Below are 14672 nucleotides of genomic sequence, written 5' to 3'. Positions count from 1 at the left end.
GGAGCATATCAACTTTAATATGGCAGATACTTAGAATCGCTTCAGCCTGTATAACAGGCCTAAAAATAAGAGTTGAAACTTGTTTAGCATCTATTTTTGTTAAAAGGTGGGAGAATTGTGCTATGATGTGAGCAAATATAAAACTATCTAAAGGAGGGATTCACATGCCGCATGTTGTGTTTCGTGGAATTACTACTGAACAATTAAAACACATAAGCAAGCCATTAGTAGAAGAGCTCGCAGAGATTTGTGAGTGTGGTACGGATAATTTTACGTTGGAACTACCAAGTTCTACGTATGTATTCAATGGAGAAGAAATAGAAGCGTTTCCTCTTATTGAAGTGAAATGGTTCGAGCGTGGACAGGAAATTCGTAATCGATTTGCCAAGGCCATTACTACATATGTAATGGATTTTGGACTTCCAGAAGTAGAGGTTGTATTTACGGTTTTCACAGAGTCAGCGTATTATATTAACGGGAAGCATTGTGCAAGTTAGAGCTATTATAAATGTTTTTGTAACATTTATCCCGCATTAACGGGCAGTAAGACCCCGACCTCAAAATTCAGCGGAAGCAAAGAAGTTAGGTGGGGGATCAACTGTCCGTAAAAGCCCGATTGGTTCAACTAATAATCAGTGGGGGATGAACAAAACCCCCACTGATTAAAGTTTCACTTTATAAGGGATAGAACCACATCGTTATCAAGCTAACTAGAAAAAATACCCTCTAAAAAGAAAAAGGCGTTATTCTTTCTGAGAAATCATAGGAAAGGATAACGCCTTTATATCAATTTTAATATAATCGATTCACTTCTTTATAAAAAGTTTGGTTATTTTATTGAAGCTTATTCCGCAAACACACCCGTTTGTTCACTTTTTTACTGTTTGAAAGCCATACTTTTTATATTGATTCATTTATTGGAAAAACCGAAAGTTTTAAACTCTCTCTATTACATATTTATTTTTGGAAAAATAGCCTAACTCCAAATACTAATAATACTGTGCCAGTAATACCCTCTATTGTACGGTTCACCTTTTCTTTTCTTAAAAAAGTTCTTAATTGACGTATTAGAGAGATATAAAGTAAATACCATATTGCTGTCAAAGTCGTAAATGTGAATCCCAACAAAAGAAATTGGAAGAAATGACTTTGATTACTCACAATAAATTGGGGTAGAAAACTAAGGAAAAATACAGCCGTTTTTGGGTTTAAGATTGCCGTGGTAAATCCTTGTCTAAAACTTTTAACCGTTCCAATATCCTTAGAGTTTATTTCCACTGAACCTGACATATCTTCTTTTTTAGAAAAGGCACTTTTAATTGACTTTACAGCTAAATAAATTAAATAAAATGCCCCAGCATATTTTATTAATGTAAATAGCATAGCAAATTTCATTAAGATAGCAGAGAGTCCTAGTGTAGCCATTATTGTATGAATCATCATTCCAGATACCGTTCCTAAGACGGTCTTTATCCCACCATTTCTACCATGAGAGATAGTGTTTTTTGTAACTAAAGCAAAACCGGGACCAGGCATCATTATAATAAGGAGTGCTGTAAGGATAAATAGCATATAATTTTCCATGTTCTGGTATTTCCTTTCTGATTTTTAGTTTCGCTTATAGTATAGCTTTTTTCCTTAAAACATTAAATATAAAAAGTGTGATCAGGATAGTATCATAAACTTTCAAGGAGTTGTAATTGAATTATAGAGGGCTTCACTTGAATAATGTTCTTCTGTAAATGAGCGTTTTAATAGAATGTCAATTACGTAAATAATCAGATTTTACACCCTAAATGTTATTTAACAAAAAATCTCGAATTCGAGATTTTTCTCTTGCTTTTCAATCACTTGAGGTGTAAAGTGATAGTAACGAAAGCGATTGAGTCATATGAAAAACATACACTCAGTTGTTTTCGATTAAAAAACAAAGTAACTTATACAGTAAAAACTAAGATGAATTTACAAAAACATAATTAAGAATAAATTGAAAAGCTAAAAACCATATTAGTTGTGGGAAATGTTATTTTTTTAGTTATCACTTGACTAGTAAAACGAAACGGAGGAATAACCAATGTATGAAATTAAAGGGCATCATCACATTTCAATGGTTACGAAAAATGCAAATGAAAATAATCACTTTTATAAAAACGTGCTTGGCTTACGTCGTGTGAAAATGACAGTAAACCAAGATGATCCGTCAATGTACCACCTATTTTATGGGGATAAAACAGGAAGTCCAGGTACGGAATTATCATTTTTTGAAATTCCTTTAGTAGGAAGAACATATCGTGGTACAAATGCAATTACTCGAATTGGATTGCTCGTTCCTTCAGAGGATAGCTTACATTACTGGAAAGAACGATTTGAGAAATTTGATGTGAAACATAGTGAAATAACAACATATGCAAATCGTCCTGCTTTGCAATTTGAGGATGCTGAAGGTCTTCGCTTAGTATTACTCGTTTCAAACGGAGAAAAAGTAGAGCACTGGGAAACTTGGGAGAAATCAGAAGTTCCTGCAGAGCATCAAATTCAAGGAATGGGTTCTGTGGAAATGACAGTTCGTAGACTTGATAAAATGTCGAGTACACTTACAGAGATGTTTGGTTATACAGAGGTTAGCCGAAATGATCAAGAAGCAATTTTCCAGTCCATTAAAGGAGAGGCTTTTGGAGAAATCGTTGTGAAATATTTAGATGGTCCTACTGAAAAACCGGGCCGCGGTAGCATTCACCATTTAGCAATTCGCGTGAAAAACGATGCAGAGCTTGCTTATTGGGAAGAACAGGTGAAACAAAGAGGCTTCCATTCTTCAGGAATCATCGACCGTTTCTACTTTAAAAGCTTATATTTCCGTGAATCAAACGGAATCCTTTTTGAAATTGCGACAGATGGACCAGGATTTACAGTTGATGGAGATGTGGAACATTTAGGAGAAAAACTTGATTTACCACCGTTCTTAGAAGATCAGCGTGCAGAGATTGAAGCGAATTTAGCACCTATTGAAGAGAAGTAATAGGAGAGAAAATATAAATTAAAAAACATTGGAGGAATATAAAATGAACCAATTAAAAGGAATTCACCACGTTACAGCGATTACAAGTAGTGCAGAAAAGAACTATGAGTTTTTCACTCACGTTTTAGGAATGCGTTTAGTTAAGAAAACAGTAAACCAAGATGATATTCAAACGTACCATTTATTCTTTGCAGATGATAAAGGTAGTGCAGGAACAGATATGACATTCTTTGATTTCCCAGGTGTTCCGAAAGGTGTACACGGTACAAATGAAATTTCAAAAACTTCATTCCGTGTTCCGACTGATGCAGCATTAGAGTATTGGGTGAAACGCTTTGACCGTCTTGAAGTAGAACATACAGGAATTAAAGAGCAATTTGGTAAGAAAACTCTATCTTTCATTGATTTTGATGACCAACAATATCAATTAATCTCTGATGAATTAGATAAAGGAATCGAATCAGGTACACCGTGGCAAAACGGGCCAGTACCATTAGAATATGCAATCACTGGTTTAGGACCTGTATTTATCCGTATTGCAAACTTTAGCTTCTTCAAAGAAGTGTTAGAAAAAGTTCTATTATTTAAAGAGGTTGCGCAAGAAGGGGAATTCTATTTATTTGAAGTGAACAAAGGCGGAAACGGTGCATCTGTTATTGTAGAACATAATACAGTTCTTCCTGAAGCACAACAAGGTTTTGGTACAGTGCACCATGCGGCATTCCGCGTAGAAGATCGCGCTGTATTAGAAGAATGGATTGAGAGAATCAGTAGCGTAGGACTTCCTTCATCTGGATATGTAAACCGTCACTTCTTCGAATCATTATATGCAAGAGTTGCACCACAAATTTTATTTGAATTCGCAACAGATGGCCCAGGATTTATGGGAGATGAGCCATACGAAACACTTGGTGAAAAATTATCTTTACCTCCATTCCTAGAGCCAAAACGTGAAGAAATTGAAAAATTAGTTCGTCCAATTGATACAGTGAGAAGTACGAAGGAATTTATTAAAGAGTAAAAATAGAGATAGTAAGTAGGAGAGCAAGTAGTTTTAGCGGAGTGCTGGAACTGCTTGCTTTTTATTTATCCTAGTAAGTTTTCTGACAATTGTTTCTCAAGTTATTAAAAAGGAAAACTTTGGTATAATTAATCAAAATATTAAATTTTCTGATAATTATTTTTCAATGCATAGAAAAGGAGTGGTAATATACAATTTTGATAATTGTATAAAAATACTAATTTTGTAAGTTTGAGAAAAGGAGATGCGAGTGTATGGGAGCAGATGTAGTAACGCGGGAGCAAATGAAACATTCTTTAGATGATTGGTATCGTGTAATGTTACAGCAAAACATAGAGAAGGCCACGGAAATGAAAGAGGAGATTGAAAGTAAGATTAGTGGGTTGGACGTGGATCAGGATGTATTGCTTTATCATGCGTTGTTGAATTTTAGATATGATGCATTAGTTGATTGGATTTCAGTTAGAGAAGATAGTTTTGATAAAGTGGAATCTTTCGAAATTCCAACAGAAGGTGTTCTAGCTTATTACTATCACTTTTTTAAAGGGTTTCATTGCACATTAATTTCAAATTATAATGAAGCGAAAGAACAGTATGAGCAAGCTGAGAAGTTATTGAAATATATTGCCGATCCGATAGAACATGCGGAGTTTAATTATCGGATGGGGAATTTCTATTATCAAAAATATGACCAAGTTCATGCAATAGATTACTTGAATAGGGCAAAAGCAGCATTTTTACAATATCCAGGCTATGAAATAAAAGTAGGATTATGTGAAAATGCTTTTGGACTATGTTGTGTAGACATAGATCACTATGAATTAGCGGAAGAAAACTTTAATTCTGCTATGGAAGTATTGCAAAAAGCAGATCAAAAAAAATATATGCTAATGGTTCGGCATAATTTAGCTTGGCTTTATGCTAGTCAAAATCTTTCAGAATTAGCGATTCGTCATATATCTGAGGTGACCAAAAATTACCCAGAACACTTTAAAGCCTTGTTTGTAGAAGCACATGAACATTACAAATTAGGACAATATAATTTAGCGAATCCAATTGTTGAAAAAGGTTTAAATATTTGTGTTGATTTAGGAGAAAAAGAATTTCAACATCGGTTTAAAATTTTGAAAGAACTCAATGGAAAATCTTCAGTATCAATTATTGAAGATGTAATTTTAGAAGGACTTTCTTATTTTGAGAGAGAAAGATTATGGGATTGTATTCAAGAATACACTGAAATTTTAGCACTGAAATTTTATGAATTTGATGATCATGTTAAGGCAAGTAAATATTTTTATATGAATAATAAGGCTCAAAAAAATATATTGGAAAAGGGAGCGTTAAAATAATGAAGAAATTTCGTTTGGCTATTGTTGGGACTGCATTAGTAGGGGTATTATCAATTGGGTTCAATAGTTCTTTTACAAATCAAGCTGTAAATATAGGAGACACAGGAGGAGCACCAGCAAGACCAGACTACGTTAATATAGGAGACACAGGAGGGGCACCAGCAAGACCAGACTACGTTAACATTGGAGACACAGGAGGAGCACCAGCAGATAATAGAGGCGACGGCGGAGTAAGCCAACTATAATAACAAAGAAAGGGACTTCAACATGAAGTCCCTTTTTCTATTTTCAGGTCATGTAGAGAAAAGAATTGACTTACTTTAAATATGTAACTATAATGGTTACAGAATAACCATTAGTAACAGAAATGAGTTATATTTTTTTAGTATAATTGTAACTGTTTTAGTTACAATTAAAAAGAGAACATAAAATAACCAAAAAATGTAAAAACTTTAAATAACAACAAGAGGAAGGAGACGGGAACTTTGAAACGGTTTAAGTTTTATTTGATTAGCGGTATTGTGCTTGTTTTGCTTATCGTATGTAACTTCGTTGATAAGCCGATTGCGAAGGTTGAAGAAGTGAAAGATACTGTTATGATGAAGCTGAATACGAAAGAGAGTATGGCGCAAATTGATGGGCAGACGATTTATTTTAAGCAAATTGGTGAGGGAAAACCGCCGTTACTCATGTTGCATGGGTTTGGTGGTTCTTCTGATGGGTTTAGTGATATTTATCCGGAACTAGCGCGAGACCATACGATTATTGCGGTTGATATTTTAGGGTTTGGGCGTTCTTCTAAGCCAGTTGATTTTCAGTATTCGTTTCCTGCGCAAGTGAATTTATATTATAAGTTAATGAAGAAGCTCGGATACGATCAGTTTGCGGTGCTTGGCCATTCGATGGGCGGAGAGATGTCCCTCAATTTAGCGTATTTATATCCGGATGCAGTAACGCATCTCATCTTGGCGGATGCTACAGGGATAGAGTCTTTCCAGCAAAAAGAAAGTTATGAAGTACCACCGCTATCGACGGACTTACAAACTGTAACCGAGATTACGAAGTATAATAAAAATGAAGTGAAAAATAGTCGTGATGATAAAGAGCATTATGATCAGCTTACGAAAATGAGAGAGCGCCGCATCGCGATGGAAGCCGATAAGATTAAGGTGCCGACTTTAATTATATGGGGACGACACGATAAGAGCGTTTCTTGGAAAAATGGTGAACTGTATCATGGGCTATTTGCAAATAGTACGTTTCATATTATTGAAAAAGGATACCACGCACCGTTTCGTCAGGAACCAATTGAGTTTATGGAATATGTACAAGCATTTTTCGCGAAGCATCCACAATAAAAATTTAGGTATAAATCCACTTCTTTCCTCATAGAGTGAAAATAATAAGGCTTGTCTAAGGAAAGGAATGAAGTGATTTGGAAACTTTACCATGGTGGGTGTATCTTGTAATTGTCGGGATTGTACTAAGTGGCTACATGGTTTTATATACTTCGAAAAAAGAGCAAGATATGGATAATGAGTTTATTGAAAAAGAAGGCGAAGTATATATGAAGCGTTTAGAAGAAGAGCGTGAGAAACGTAATCAGGAAAGTGATAAAGATTCGGTATTGCTTTAATAGAAATTTTGAAAGGTTACCACCTAGTAGGATTTTACATCTCGGTGGTAGCTTTTTTTCTTCTGCGGGAGCAGTATATGTTCATCAAGCTAAGGTTATATTAGTTTAATTTTACATGTATAAGAGAGTCATCATAAACTTTTATTGATGGTATTTATATATTTTTTTACTCATAAGAATGGAACTAGTGGGGATTTTACTGGGGGGGATTAACAATGCATAGGGATGAAACTTCATTACATCCGGATACAGGTGTTACATCTGTAATGTTTGTTGAGCGTTCATTAAATGAAATTCGTTTTTGGTCTAGAATCATGAAGGAGCATTCTTTTTTTCTTCGTTTAGGATTTAGGTGCGAGGATACTCAACTAATCGAAGAGGCGAATCAATTTTATCGATTGTTTGAACATATTGAACAAATAGCGCATTCCTATACAAATGAAACAGATCCTGAGCAAATAAAAAGATTTAATGCAGAAGTACAACAAGCCGCAACTAATATTTGGGGATTTAAAAGAAAAATTTTAGGATTAATTCTCACATGTAAATTGCCAGGACAAAATAACTTTCCACTTTTAGTTGACCATACAAGTAGGGAAGCTGATTATTTTAGAAAACGTTTAATACAATTAAATGAAGGTAAATTAGATGCGCTTCCTGATGCTATTATTAAAGAAAATGTTTTCTTTTTACGGATTATGGCAGACCATGCTAAATTTATTGGCCATCTTCTTGATCCATCGGAAAGAAAGCTTGTAGATACAGCGCGGAATTTTAGCAATGATTTTGATGAATTGATGTATCAAGCAATTGACTTAGAATCTATGAAACCACAATCCCAAACAGCCCCTCTTTTAGATCAATTTTTAGATCAAAATCGTGTGTCGGTTGCATCTCTTCGGGATTTTAAGAAAACAGCACGTGATTTAATTGAGCAATGTAAAATAAAGAGTATCATTCATCCCTTATTAGCAGACCATGTTTTCCGTGAAGCTGATAGATTTCTTGAAATCATTGATATGTTTGATGTTCATCTTACAAATATTCAATCACAACCTAGATATTAGAAGATAAGGAAAGATAGTATTTTACTTTCGGTTGAGAAGTTAACAATTTATTGTTAGCTTCTTTTCATTGTTGTTAAAATTTTCTTTTCGTTTAGTAAATTTCCTTTTAAAGACTACATAAATCCCTTTGATCGAATATGTAATTATTTGTAAAACGATATATATATATTGAAAGATTATGAATATACAGGAAATCTATGGATAGTATATTTTAATAAATTATTCGGGGGAAATTTATTAGTTAAGTATATTAACTTGTTTGCACTACATTTTACAAATAAAGGGGTATTAGTAATCATGAAAGCAAAGAAATTAGTAAGTTTAGCATTACCAGTTATGTTATTGAGTGGTTGTATTACAATTGAAACTGATGGTAAGAAAGCTGAACCAAAGAAAGAAGAAACGCAAAAGGTAGAGAAAGAGAATAAGACTTCTGAAAAAGAGAGTAAGTCAACTGATGGCAAGAAAGAGGATAGCTTGTCTGTAGCGAAAGGTGAAGGTACAAACAGTAGTTCATCAAGTAGTCAACCAAATTCTTCTTCAAATAATTCAACTTCTTCTAGTTCTTCAACTGGTAAGGTAACTGGTTCAGATGTTGAAAGGTACAAGGCAGATATCATAAATAGTGCTACTCAAATTGAAGATACAATGAAATTAATTGAAGGAATAGCAGATTCAGACGTAAAATCATACAAACAAAAGAAAAGTGAAGTACAACTGAGTTTAGGTGGAGCAAAGGCAACTGCAACGAAACTGAAGAATCTACAAGCGCCTCCTGAGTTACAGGGAGAACAGGCGAAGATAAAGCAGTCGATGGAACTATATGCGGATTGTTTTCAACTTCTATTTGATGCATTAGATCAAGAAGACGAAAGTAAAATGCATCAATCAGTAAGTAAAGCACAAGAAGGTTCAAAACTGTTTGAAGAAGCAGCGAAGAGTATTGGTAGTAAAACCAACTAAAAATAAAGTATTTAAAGGGGTATTTGTAAGTGCAGTTGGTGCAAGTGAAGAGTTAGGAATTAGTTATGGAAACACATTACAAATTTATCAAATGGACGATAATGTTCGTATTCGATATGTAAAACAATAAATAATTGGTGAAAAACTCTGTAATAAATTTTACAGGGTTTTTTATTAGTTTTAATTTAATTTCTTCATTATCTTTCCAGACGCTGTCCATACTAGTATAAGTTGAGAAATGAACAAAACGATAATGATAGGAAGATAATGTAACTACATAGTAACTGTAACCATCCAAAGCCCAATTCATACACTATGATGGAGGCTTTTTACTTACTAATCGGATGAAAAAGGAGTGTAATCATGAAGAAACGTACTGTTAATGAAGCGGGAGGGAATGTGCCACAACCAATCCGCAGCGACGGAGCAGGTGCGATTGATTCTGGACCTCGTAATGTTATGCGGGATATTCAAAATCCGAATATGCTTGTTCCGCCTATAACGGATGCAGGGTTAGTTCCTAACTTGAAGTTTTCATTTTCGGACACTTCTATGATTTTGAAACAAGGCGGGTGGTCTCGGGAGATTACTGCTCGGGAACTACCGGTTTCGACGACGATTGCGGGAGTAAATATGAGTTTAACGGCCGGTGGAGTACGAGAACTACATTGGCATAAAGAAGCGGAATGGGCGTATATGCTTTTAGGACGGGCGCGCATAACGGCTGTTGATCAAAATGGACGGAATTTTATTGCTGATGTTGGACCAGGTGATCTTTGGTATTTTCCGCCTGGTATTCCGCATTCCATTCAAGGATTGGAACATTGTGAATTTCTACTCGTTTTCGATGATGGGCATTTTTCTGATTTATCTACTTTAGCTATTTCCGATTGGTTTGCGCATACGCCAAAAGAAGTGTTGTCGGCTAATTTCGGAGTGCCTGAGAGTGCTTTTCGTTCTATCCCTTCAGATCAAGTTTATATTTATCAAGGAGAGGTGCCAGGTTCGCTTGAAAGTCAGGAAATTCAATCGCCGAAAGGAGAAGTTCCTTTAACATTTAAACATGAATTGTTAAAACAAAAGCCGATTAAGACGCCTGGTGGTAGCGTTCGAATTGTAGATTCTACAAATTTCCCTATTTCCAAAACAATCGCAGCAGCGCTCGTTGAGGTTGAGCCTGGTGGAATGAGAGAACTTCATTGGCACCCGAATAATGATGAATGGCAATATTATTTGACAGGGGAAGCGAGAATGACTGTGTTTCTTGGAAATGGTACCGCTCGTACATTTGATTATAGAGCTGGCGATGTCGGATATGTACCGTTTGCGACGGGGCATTATATTCAAAATACAGGTACCGAAACATTATGGTTTTTAGAGATGTTCAGAAGTAATCGTTTTGAAGATGTATCGTTAAATCAATGGATGGCACTGACTCCTAAAGAAATAGTGGAGAGTAATATACATGTTGGCCCGCAAGTAATGGATTCCCTGCGTAAGGAGAAGAGGCCTGTTGTGAAATATCCGGGGTTTTCATATAGTCCGAAAAATGATGAGTAAAAATGAAAATTTGCGTTATTCTTTCTGGAGACTGATAAGAAGGGATGGCGTATTTTTTATGCCTAATCTAGTCTTTATTAGTATCCGTTCTTTGTATTATTGTTCGGGAAATTATTATTGGAGCATAGTATAGGGGAGATACATATAAAAGAGCGCCATTATAAGCTGTAACGCATAAGTTGCGCAGGAAATGCAACGATAACTAGCTTTACTCTTCATCATTTATTTGAACATAATGGGTATAGAGAGGTGATAAACACAGTATGATTTTTAGTGAGCGTTTAAAAGAAGAAAGGGGAAAAAGAAATTGGTCGCAAAATGATTTGGCTGAAAAACTTCATGTGAGCAGGCAATCTGTTTCGAAATGGGAGACGGGAAAGAACTATCCGAGCATTGAAATTATTATTCATTTAAGTGATCTGTTCGGTATTACAATTGATGAACTGCTAAGGAGTGATGAAGAATTGACGCAGAAAGTAATTGAAGATAGTAAGCAATTGGCGTATCCAAAATGGAAGGTGTTTTTTGATAGTCTATTTATGATAGGAGTATTTTTGTTTATTGCAAAAATCGTTGTATGGATGCTAAATAAGTTTGCAGGAGCAAGTATTACAATTGTAGCAGATGCGCCATATGTAATGAATCTTTTGCCCTTTGCATTCATGATTATAGGTGGTATGGGATCGGATAAGTTGAAGAAAATATATAAATAGAGGAAAGATTTGAAAGAAATCCCCTACACTAGCTGTTCTTTTCACTTAAATTGTGTACTATAAAGGATAGGATGACATAAAGAAGGGGATATAGAGAATGGAATTTCATGAACAGAAGATTTTGCCGGCAGTGAGGCAAATTAAAGATTTGGAAAAGCTATTACATAGTTCGTATGAATACATCGTTATTTTAGATATTCATGTCGGCCAATTGAAGAGTGTTATATCACTTGCGAAGCAATATTGTAAAAAGGTGTTTTTACATGTGGATTTAATTCATGGCTTGCAGAGTGATGGGCATGCGACGGAATATTTATGTCAGGAGTTTAGACCGTACGGGTTACTTTCGACAAAGGCGAGCGTTATTATGAAGGCGAAGCAAAAAGGTGTTGTGGCAATACAACGCATCTTTTTAATCGATTCGAGTGCGATGGAGAAGAGCTGCAATCTTTTAGATAAGACGAAACCGGATTATATTGAGGTGCTTCCAGGAGCAATGACGGATATTATCGCTGAAGTGAAAGAGCGTACTGGTGTACCGATTTTAGCAGGTGGTTTTATTCGTACTGTAGAAGATGTGGAAAGAGCTTTAAACGCTGGTGCGACAGCGATTACGACGTCAAAACGCGAACTATGGAAACATTACCAAAAAAAGTGACGAAAATGTGAAAAAATTCTGTTGACACCGCTTTCATAAGAGGTTAACATTATAGACAAGTTAATAAACGTGACGGAGAAAAGAAGAGATCCACATTTCATTGTTTCTATATAAATTTATATAGAAGCGTGCAAAGCTGTGGGTCTTTTTCTTTTGACAAAAACGAATGGCCATTCATTTTACCTCTATCACATTTGGAAGCGTTTAAATTGATTGTGGAGGGATACTATGTCAGCATTTTTAGGAGAGTTAATAGGGACTGCGTTGTTAATCGTACTTGGTGGCGGCGTTTGTGCTGGTGTAAGTTTAAAGAAATCGTTTGCGAAAGATTCAGGTTGGATTGTTATTACAATGGGCTGGGGCTTAGCAGTAGCGGTTGCAGCGTATGCGGTTGGATCAATTAGTGGGGCACATTTGAATCCAGCTTTAACGATAGGACTAGCATTTAAGGGAGCGTTCCCATGGAGTGACGTACCAGGTTATATCGTAGCACAAATGATTGGGGCAATTATCGGGGCAGTTATCGTATATTTACATTACTTACCACACTGGAAAGAAACAGAAGATCCAGGAACAAAGTTAGGTGTATTTGCAACAGGTCCAGCAATTCCGAACACATTTGCAAACCTTTTAAGTGAAATGATTGGAACATTCGTTTTAGTATTTGGTATATTAGCAATTGGTGCAAATAAATTTGCAGATGGATTAAATCCATTTATCGTAGGTTTCTTAATTGTAAGTATTGGTTTATCATTAGGTGGGACAACAGGATACGCAATTAACCCAGCACGTGATTTAGGTCCGCGTATCGCACACTTCTTCCTTCCGATTGCAGGAAAAGGCGGTTCAAACTGGAAGTATGCATGGATTCCAGTAGTAGGTCCAATTTTAGGTGGATCACTTGCAGGTTTATTCCATCAAGTTGTATTTGAAGGAAAACAAAATTCAGCACTTATTTATGTGATTATCGCAACTGTGATTGTACTAGCAATCTCTTATATGACAAGTAAAAAAAGCGGAAGCAATACAAATAGTAGAAAAGTAGCATAAGGGGGAAACCGATATGAAAAAATATATTCTTTCATTAGACCAAGGAACAACAAGCTCACGTGCAATTTTATTCAATAAAAAAGGTGAAATTGTTCATTCAGCTCAAAAAGAGTTTACACAACATTTTCCAAAGCCGGGCTGGGTAGAGCATAATGCGCAAGAAATTTGGGGATCTATTTTAGCAGTTATCGCAACTTGCTTAAGCGAAGCAGATGTAAAACCAGAACAAATCGCTGGTATCGGTATTACGAACCAACGTGAAACAACGGTTGTATGGGATAAAACAACTAGTAAACCAATTTACAACGCAATCGTATGGCAATCTCGCCAAACAGCTGAAATTTGTGATGAGTTAAAAGAAAAAGGTTATAGCGAAATGGTTCGCGAAAAAACAGGTCTTTTAATTGATGCATACTTCTCTGGAACGAAAGTAAAGTGGATTTTAGATAACGTTGAAGGTGCAAGAGAGAAAGCAGAAAACGGGGATCTATTATTCGGAACAATTGATTCATGGCTTGTATGGAAACTATCTGGTGGTAAAGCACACGTAACAGATTACTCAAACGCATCACGTACGTTAATGTTTAACATTCACGACTTACAGTGGGATGATGAGCTTCTAGACATGTTAACAGTACCAAAGAGTATGCTTCCAGAAGTACGTCCATCATCTGAAATATATGGAGAAACAATTGATTACCACTTCTTCGGTCAAAATGTACCGATTGCAGGTGTAGCTGGTGACCAACAAGCAGCTTTATTTGGACAAGCTTGTTTCGGTGAAGGTATGGCGAAGAACACTTACGGAACTGGTTGCTTTATGTTAATGAACACAGGTGAAAAAGCAGTAGCTTCTGAGCACGGTCTATTAACAACAATTGCATGGGGAATAGATGGTAAAGTGAACTACGCATTAGAAGGAAGTATTTTCGTAGCAGGTTCTGCGATTCAGTGGTTACGTGACGGAATGCGCATGTTTAAAGATGCAAGTGAGAGTGAAGTATATGCCTCTCGCGTTGAATCAACTGACGGTGTATACGTTGTACCAGCATTCGTTGGACTAGGAACACCTTATTGGGATAGTGAAGTACGCGGCGCTATGTTTGGTGTAACACGCGGTACGACGAAAGAGCATTTCATTCGTGCAACGCTAGAATCTTTAGCTTACCAAACGAAAGATGTATTATGCGCAATGGAAGCAGATTCAGGTATTGAACTGAAAACATTACGCGTTGATGGCGGAGCGGTTAAAAATAACTTCTTAATGAAGTTCCAAAGTGATATTTTAGATGTTCCTGTAGAGCGTCCAGTGATCAACGAAACGACAGCTTTAGGTGCAGCATACTTAGCTGGTCTTGCGGTTGGATATTGGAAAAACCAAGATGAAATTAAATCACAGTGGCATATGGACAAACGCTTTGAACCAACGATGGAAGCGGAAACAAGCGAAGAGCTATATGCTGGATGGAAAAAAGCAATTGAAGCAACAAAAGCTTTCAAATAATCATAAACAGTGTTATAATGGTGACAAGTTAATAATTCGGTAGGAGATTTGGAGAGACCACAACGCGCTATAGAGGCGAAATCTATAGCGGAGTTTGTGGTCTCTTTTTTCGTTATCAAAGGGAGGAATTAC

Annotated in this window: 16 protein-coding genes; 15 read left to right on the top strand and 1 reads right to left on the bottom strand. The window is 36.1% G+C overall.

Annotated elements, in window-relative coordinates; all coding sequences use genetic code 11:
* Positions 1-164: 164 nt before the first annotated feature.
* Positions 165-497, top strand: a complete 333-nt coding sequence (locus tag BUA87_RS12335; RefSeq protein ID WP_001120959.1) for a DUF1904 family protein — start codon at positions 165-167, stop codon at positions 495-497.
* A 460-nt stretch (positions 498-957) separates the two neighbouring features.
* Here BUA87_RS12335 and BUA87_RS12325 read toward each other — a convergent pair whose 3' ends face one another.
* Entirely contained in the window at positions 958-1584 is a 627-nt protein-coding gene (locus BUA87_RS12325) for a LysE family translocator (RefSeq protein WP_000433006.1), read from the bottom strand.
* Positions 1585-2074: 490 nt separating this feature from the next.
* On the opposite strand from BUA87_RS12325, the gene BUA87_RS12320 reads away from it, so the two are divergent.
* From BUA87_RS12320 to glpK, 14 genes are all read left to right on the top strand, one after another.
* Complete coding sequence (locus tag BUA87_RS12320) at positions 2075-3019, top strand: ring-cleaving dioxygenase (protein WP_000272974.1); 945 nt, start codon at positions 2075-2077, stop codon at positions 3017-3019.
* A 43-nt stretch (positions 3020-3062) separates the two neighbouring features.
* Complete coding sequence (locus BUA87_RS12315) at positions 3063-4040, top strand: ring-cleaving dioxygenase (protein ID WP_072939788.1); 978 nt, start codon at positions 3063-3065, stop codon at positions 4038-4040.
* A 254-nt stretch (positions 4041-4294) separates the two neighbouring features.
* A complete protein-coding gene (locus tag BUA87_RS12310; RefSeq protein ID WP_000500591.1) occupies positions 4295-5389 on the top strand; it encodes a response regulator aspartate phosphatase in 1095 nt (364 codons plus the stop codon).
* On the top strand, positions 5389-5634 hold the full coding sequence (locus BUA87_RS12305) for a Phr family secreted Rap phosphatase inhibitor (RefSeq protein ID WP_000714518.1): 246 nt from the start codon (positions 5389-5391) through the stop codon (positions 5632-5634). The genes BUA87_RS12310 and BUA87_RS12305 overlap by 1 nt, the downstream gene beginning before the upstream one ends.
* 240 nt (positions 5635-5874) lie before the next feature.
* Positions 5875-6747, top strand: a complete 873-nt coding sequence (locus BUA87_RS12300; RefSeq protein WP_000819465.1) for an alpha/beta fold hydrolase — start codon at positions 5875-5877, stop codon at positions 6745-6747.
* Positions 6748-6824: 77 nt separating this feature from the next.
* On the top strand, positions 6825-7025 hold the full coding sequence (locus BUA87_RS12295) for a sporulation YhaL family protein (protein ID WP_000449225.1): 201 nt from the start codon (positions 6825-6827) through the stop codon (positions 7023-7025).
* Between the two features lie 215 nt (positions 7026-7240).
* On the top strand, positions 7241-8092 hold the full coding sequence (locus BUA87_RS12290) for a DUF2935 domain-containing protein (protein ID WP_000554478.1): 852 nt from the start codon (positions 7241-7243) through the stop codon (positions 8090-8092).
* A 297-nt stretch (positions 8093-8389) separates the two neighbouring features.
* Positions 8390-9055, top strand: a complete 666-nt coding sequence (locus BUA87_RS12285) for a DUF7018 domain-containing (lipo)protein (protein ID WP_072939785.1) — start codon at positions 8390-8392, stop codon at positions 9053-9055.
* Positions 9036-9185, top strand: coding sequence for a hypothetical protein (locus tag BUA87_RS31330; RefSeq protein WP_000260576.1), 150 nt, complete (start codon positions 9036-9038; stop codon positions 9183-9185). The genes BUA87_RS12285 and BUA87_RS31330 overlap by 20 nt, the downstream gene beginning before the upstream one ends.
* A 233-nt stretch (positions 9186-9418) precedes the next feature.
* A complete protein-coding gene (locus tag BUA87_RS12280; RefSeq protein WP_000747514.1) occupies positions 9419-10615 on the top strand; it encodes an oxalate decarboxylase family bicupin in 1197 nt (398 codons plus the stop codon).
* 263 nt (positions 10616-10878) lie between these two features.
* A complete protein-coding gene (locus BUA87_RS12275) occupies positions 10879-11328 on the top strand; it encodes a helix-turn-helix domain-containing protein (protein ID WP_071713734.1) in 450 nt (149 codons plus the stop codon).
* 97 nt (positions 11329-11425) lie between these two features.
* A complete protein-coding gene (gene glpP / locus BUA87_RS12270) occupies positions 11426-11986 on the top strand; it encodes a glycerol uptake operon antiterminator GlpP (RefSeq protein WP_000394286.1) in 561 nt (186 codons plus the stop codon).
* A gap of 228 nt (positions 11987-12214) precedes the next feature.
* Positions 12215-13036: a glycerol uptake facilitator protein GlpF gene (gene glpF / locus BUA87_RS12265; protein ID WP_001272200.1), complete on the top strand. Its 822-nt coding sequence runs from the start codon at positions 12215-12217 to the stop codon at positions 13034-13036.
* Between the two features lie 13 nt (positions 13037-13049).
* Positions 13050-14540 (top strand): glycerol kinase GlpK, encoded by a 1491-nt coding sequence (gene glpK / locus BUA87_RS12260; RefSeq protein WP_000760007.1) that lies wholly within the window; start codon positions 13050-13052, stop codon positions 14538-14540.
* Positions 14541-14672: the final 132 nt, after the last annotated feature.

Origin of the sequence: Bacillus sp. bc15, from assembly GCF_900142585.1 — a bacterium.
In the GTDB taxonomy this organism is placed as follows: domain Bacteria; phylum Bacillota; class Bacilli; order Bacillales; family Bacillaceae_G; genus Bacillus_A; species Bacillus_A cereus.
Note: the sequence above shows the minus strand (reverse complement) of the source record. Positions and strands in the feature narration are given on the sequence as shown.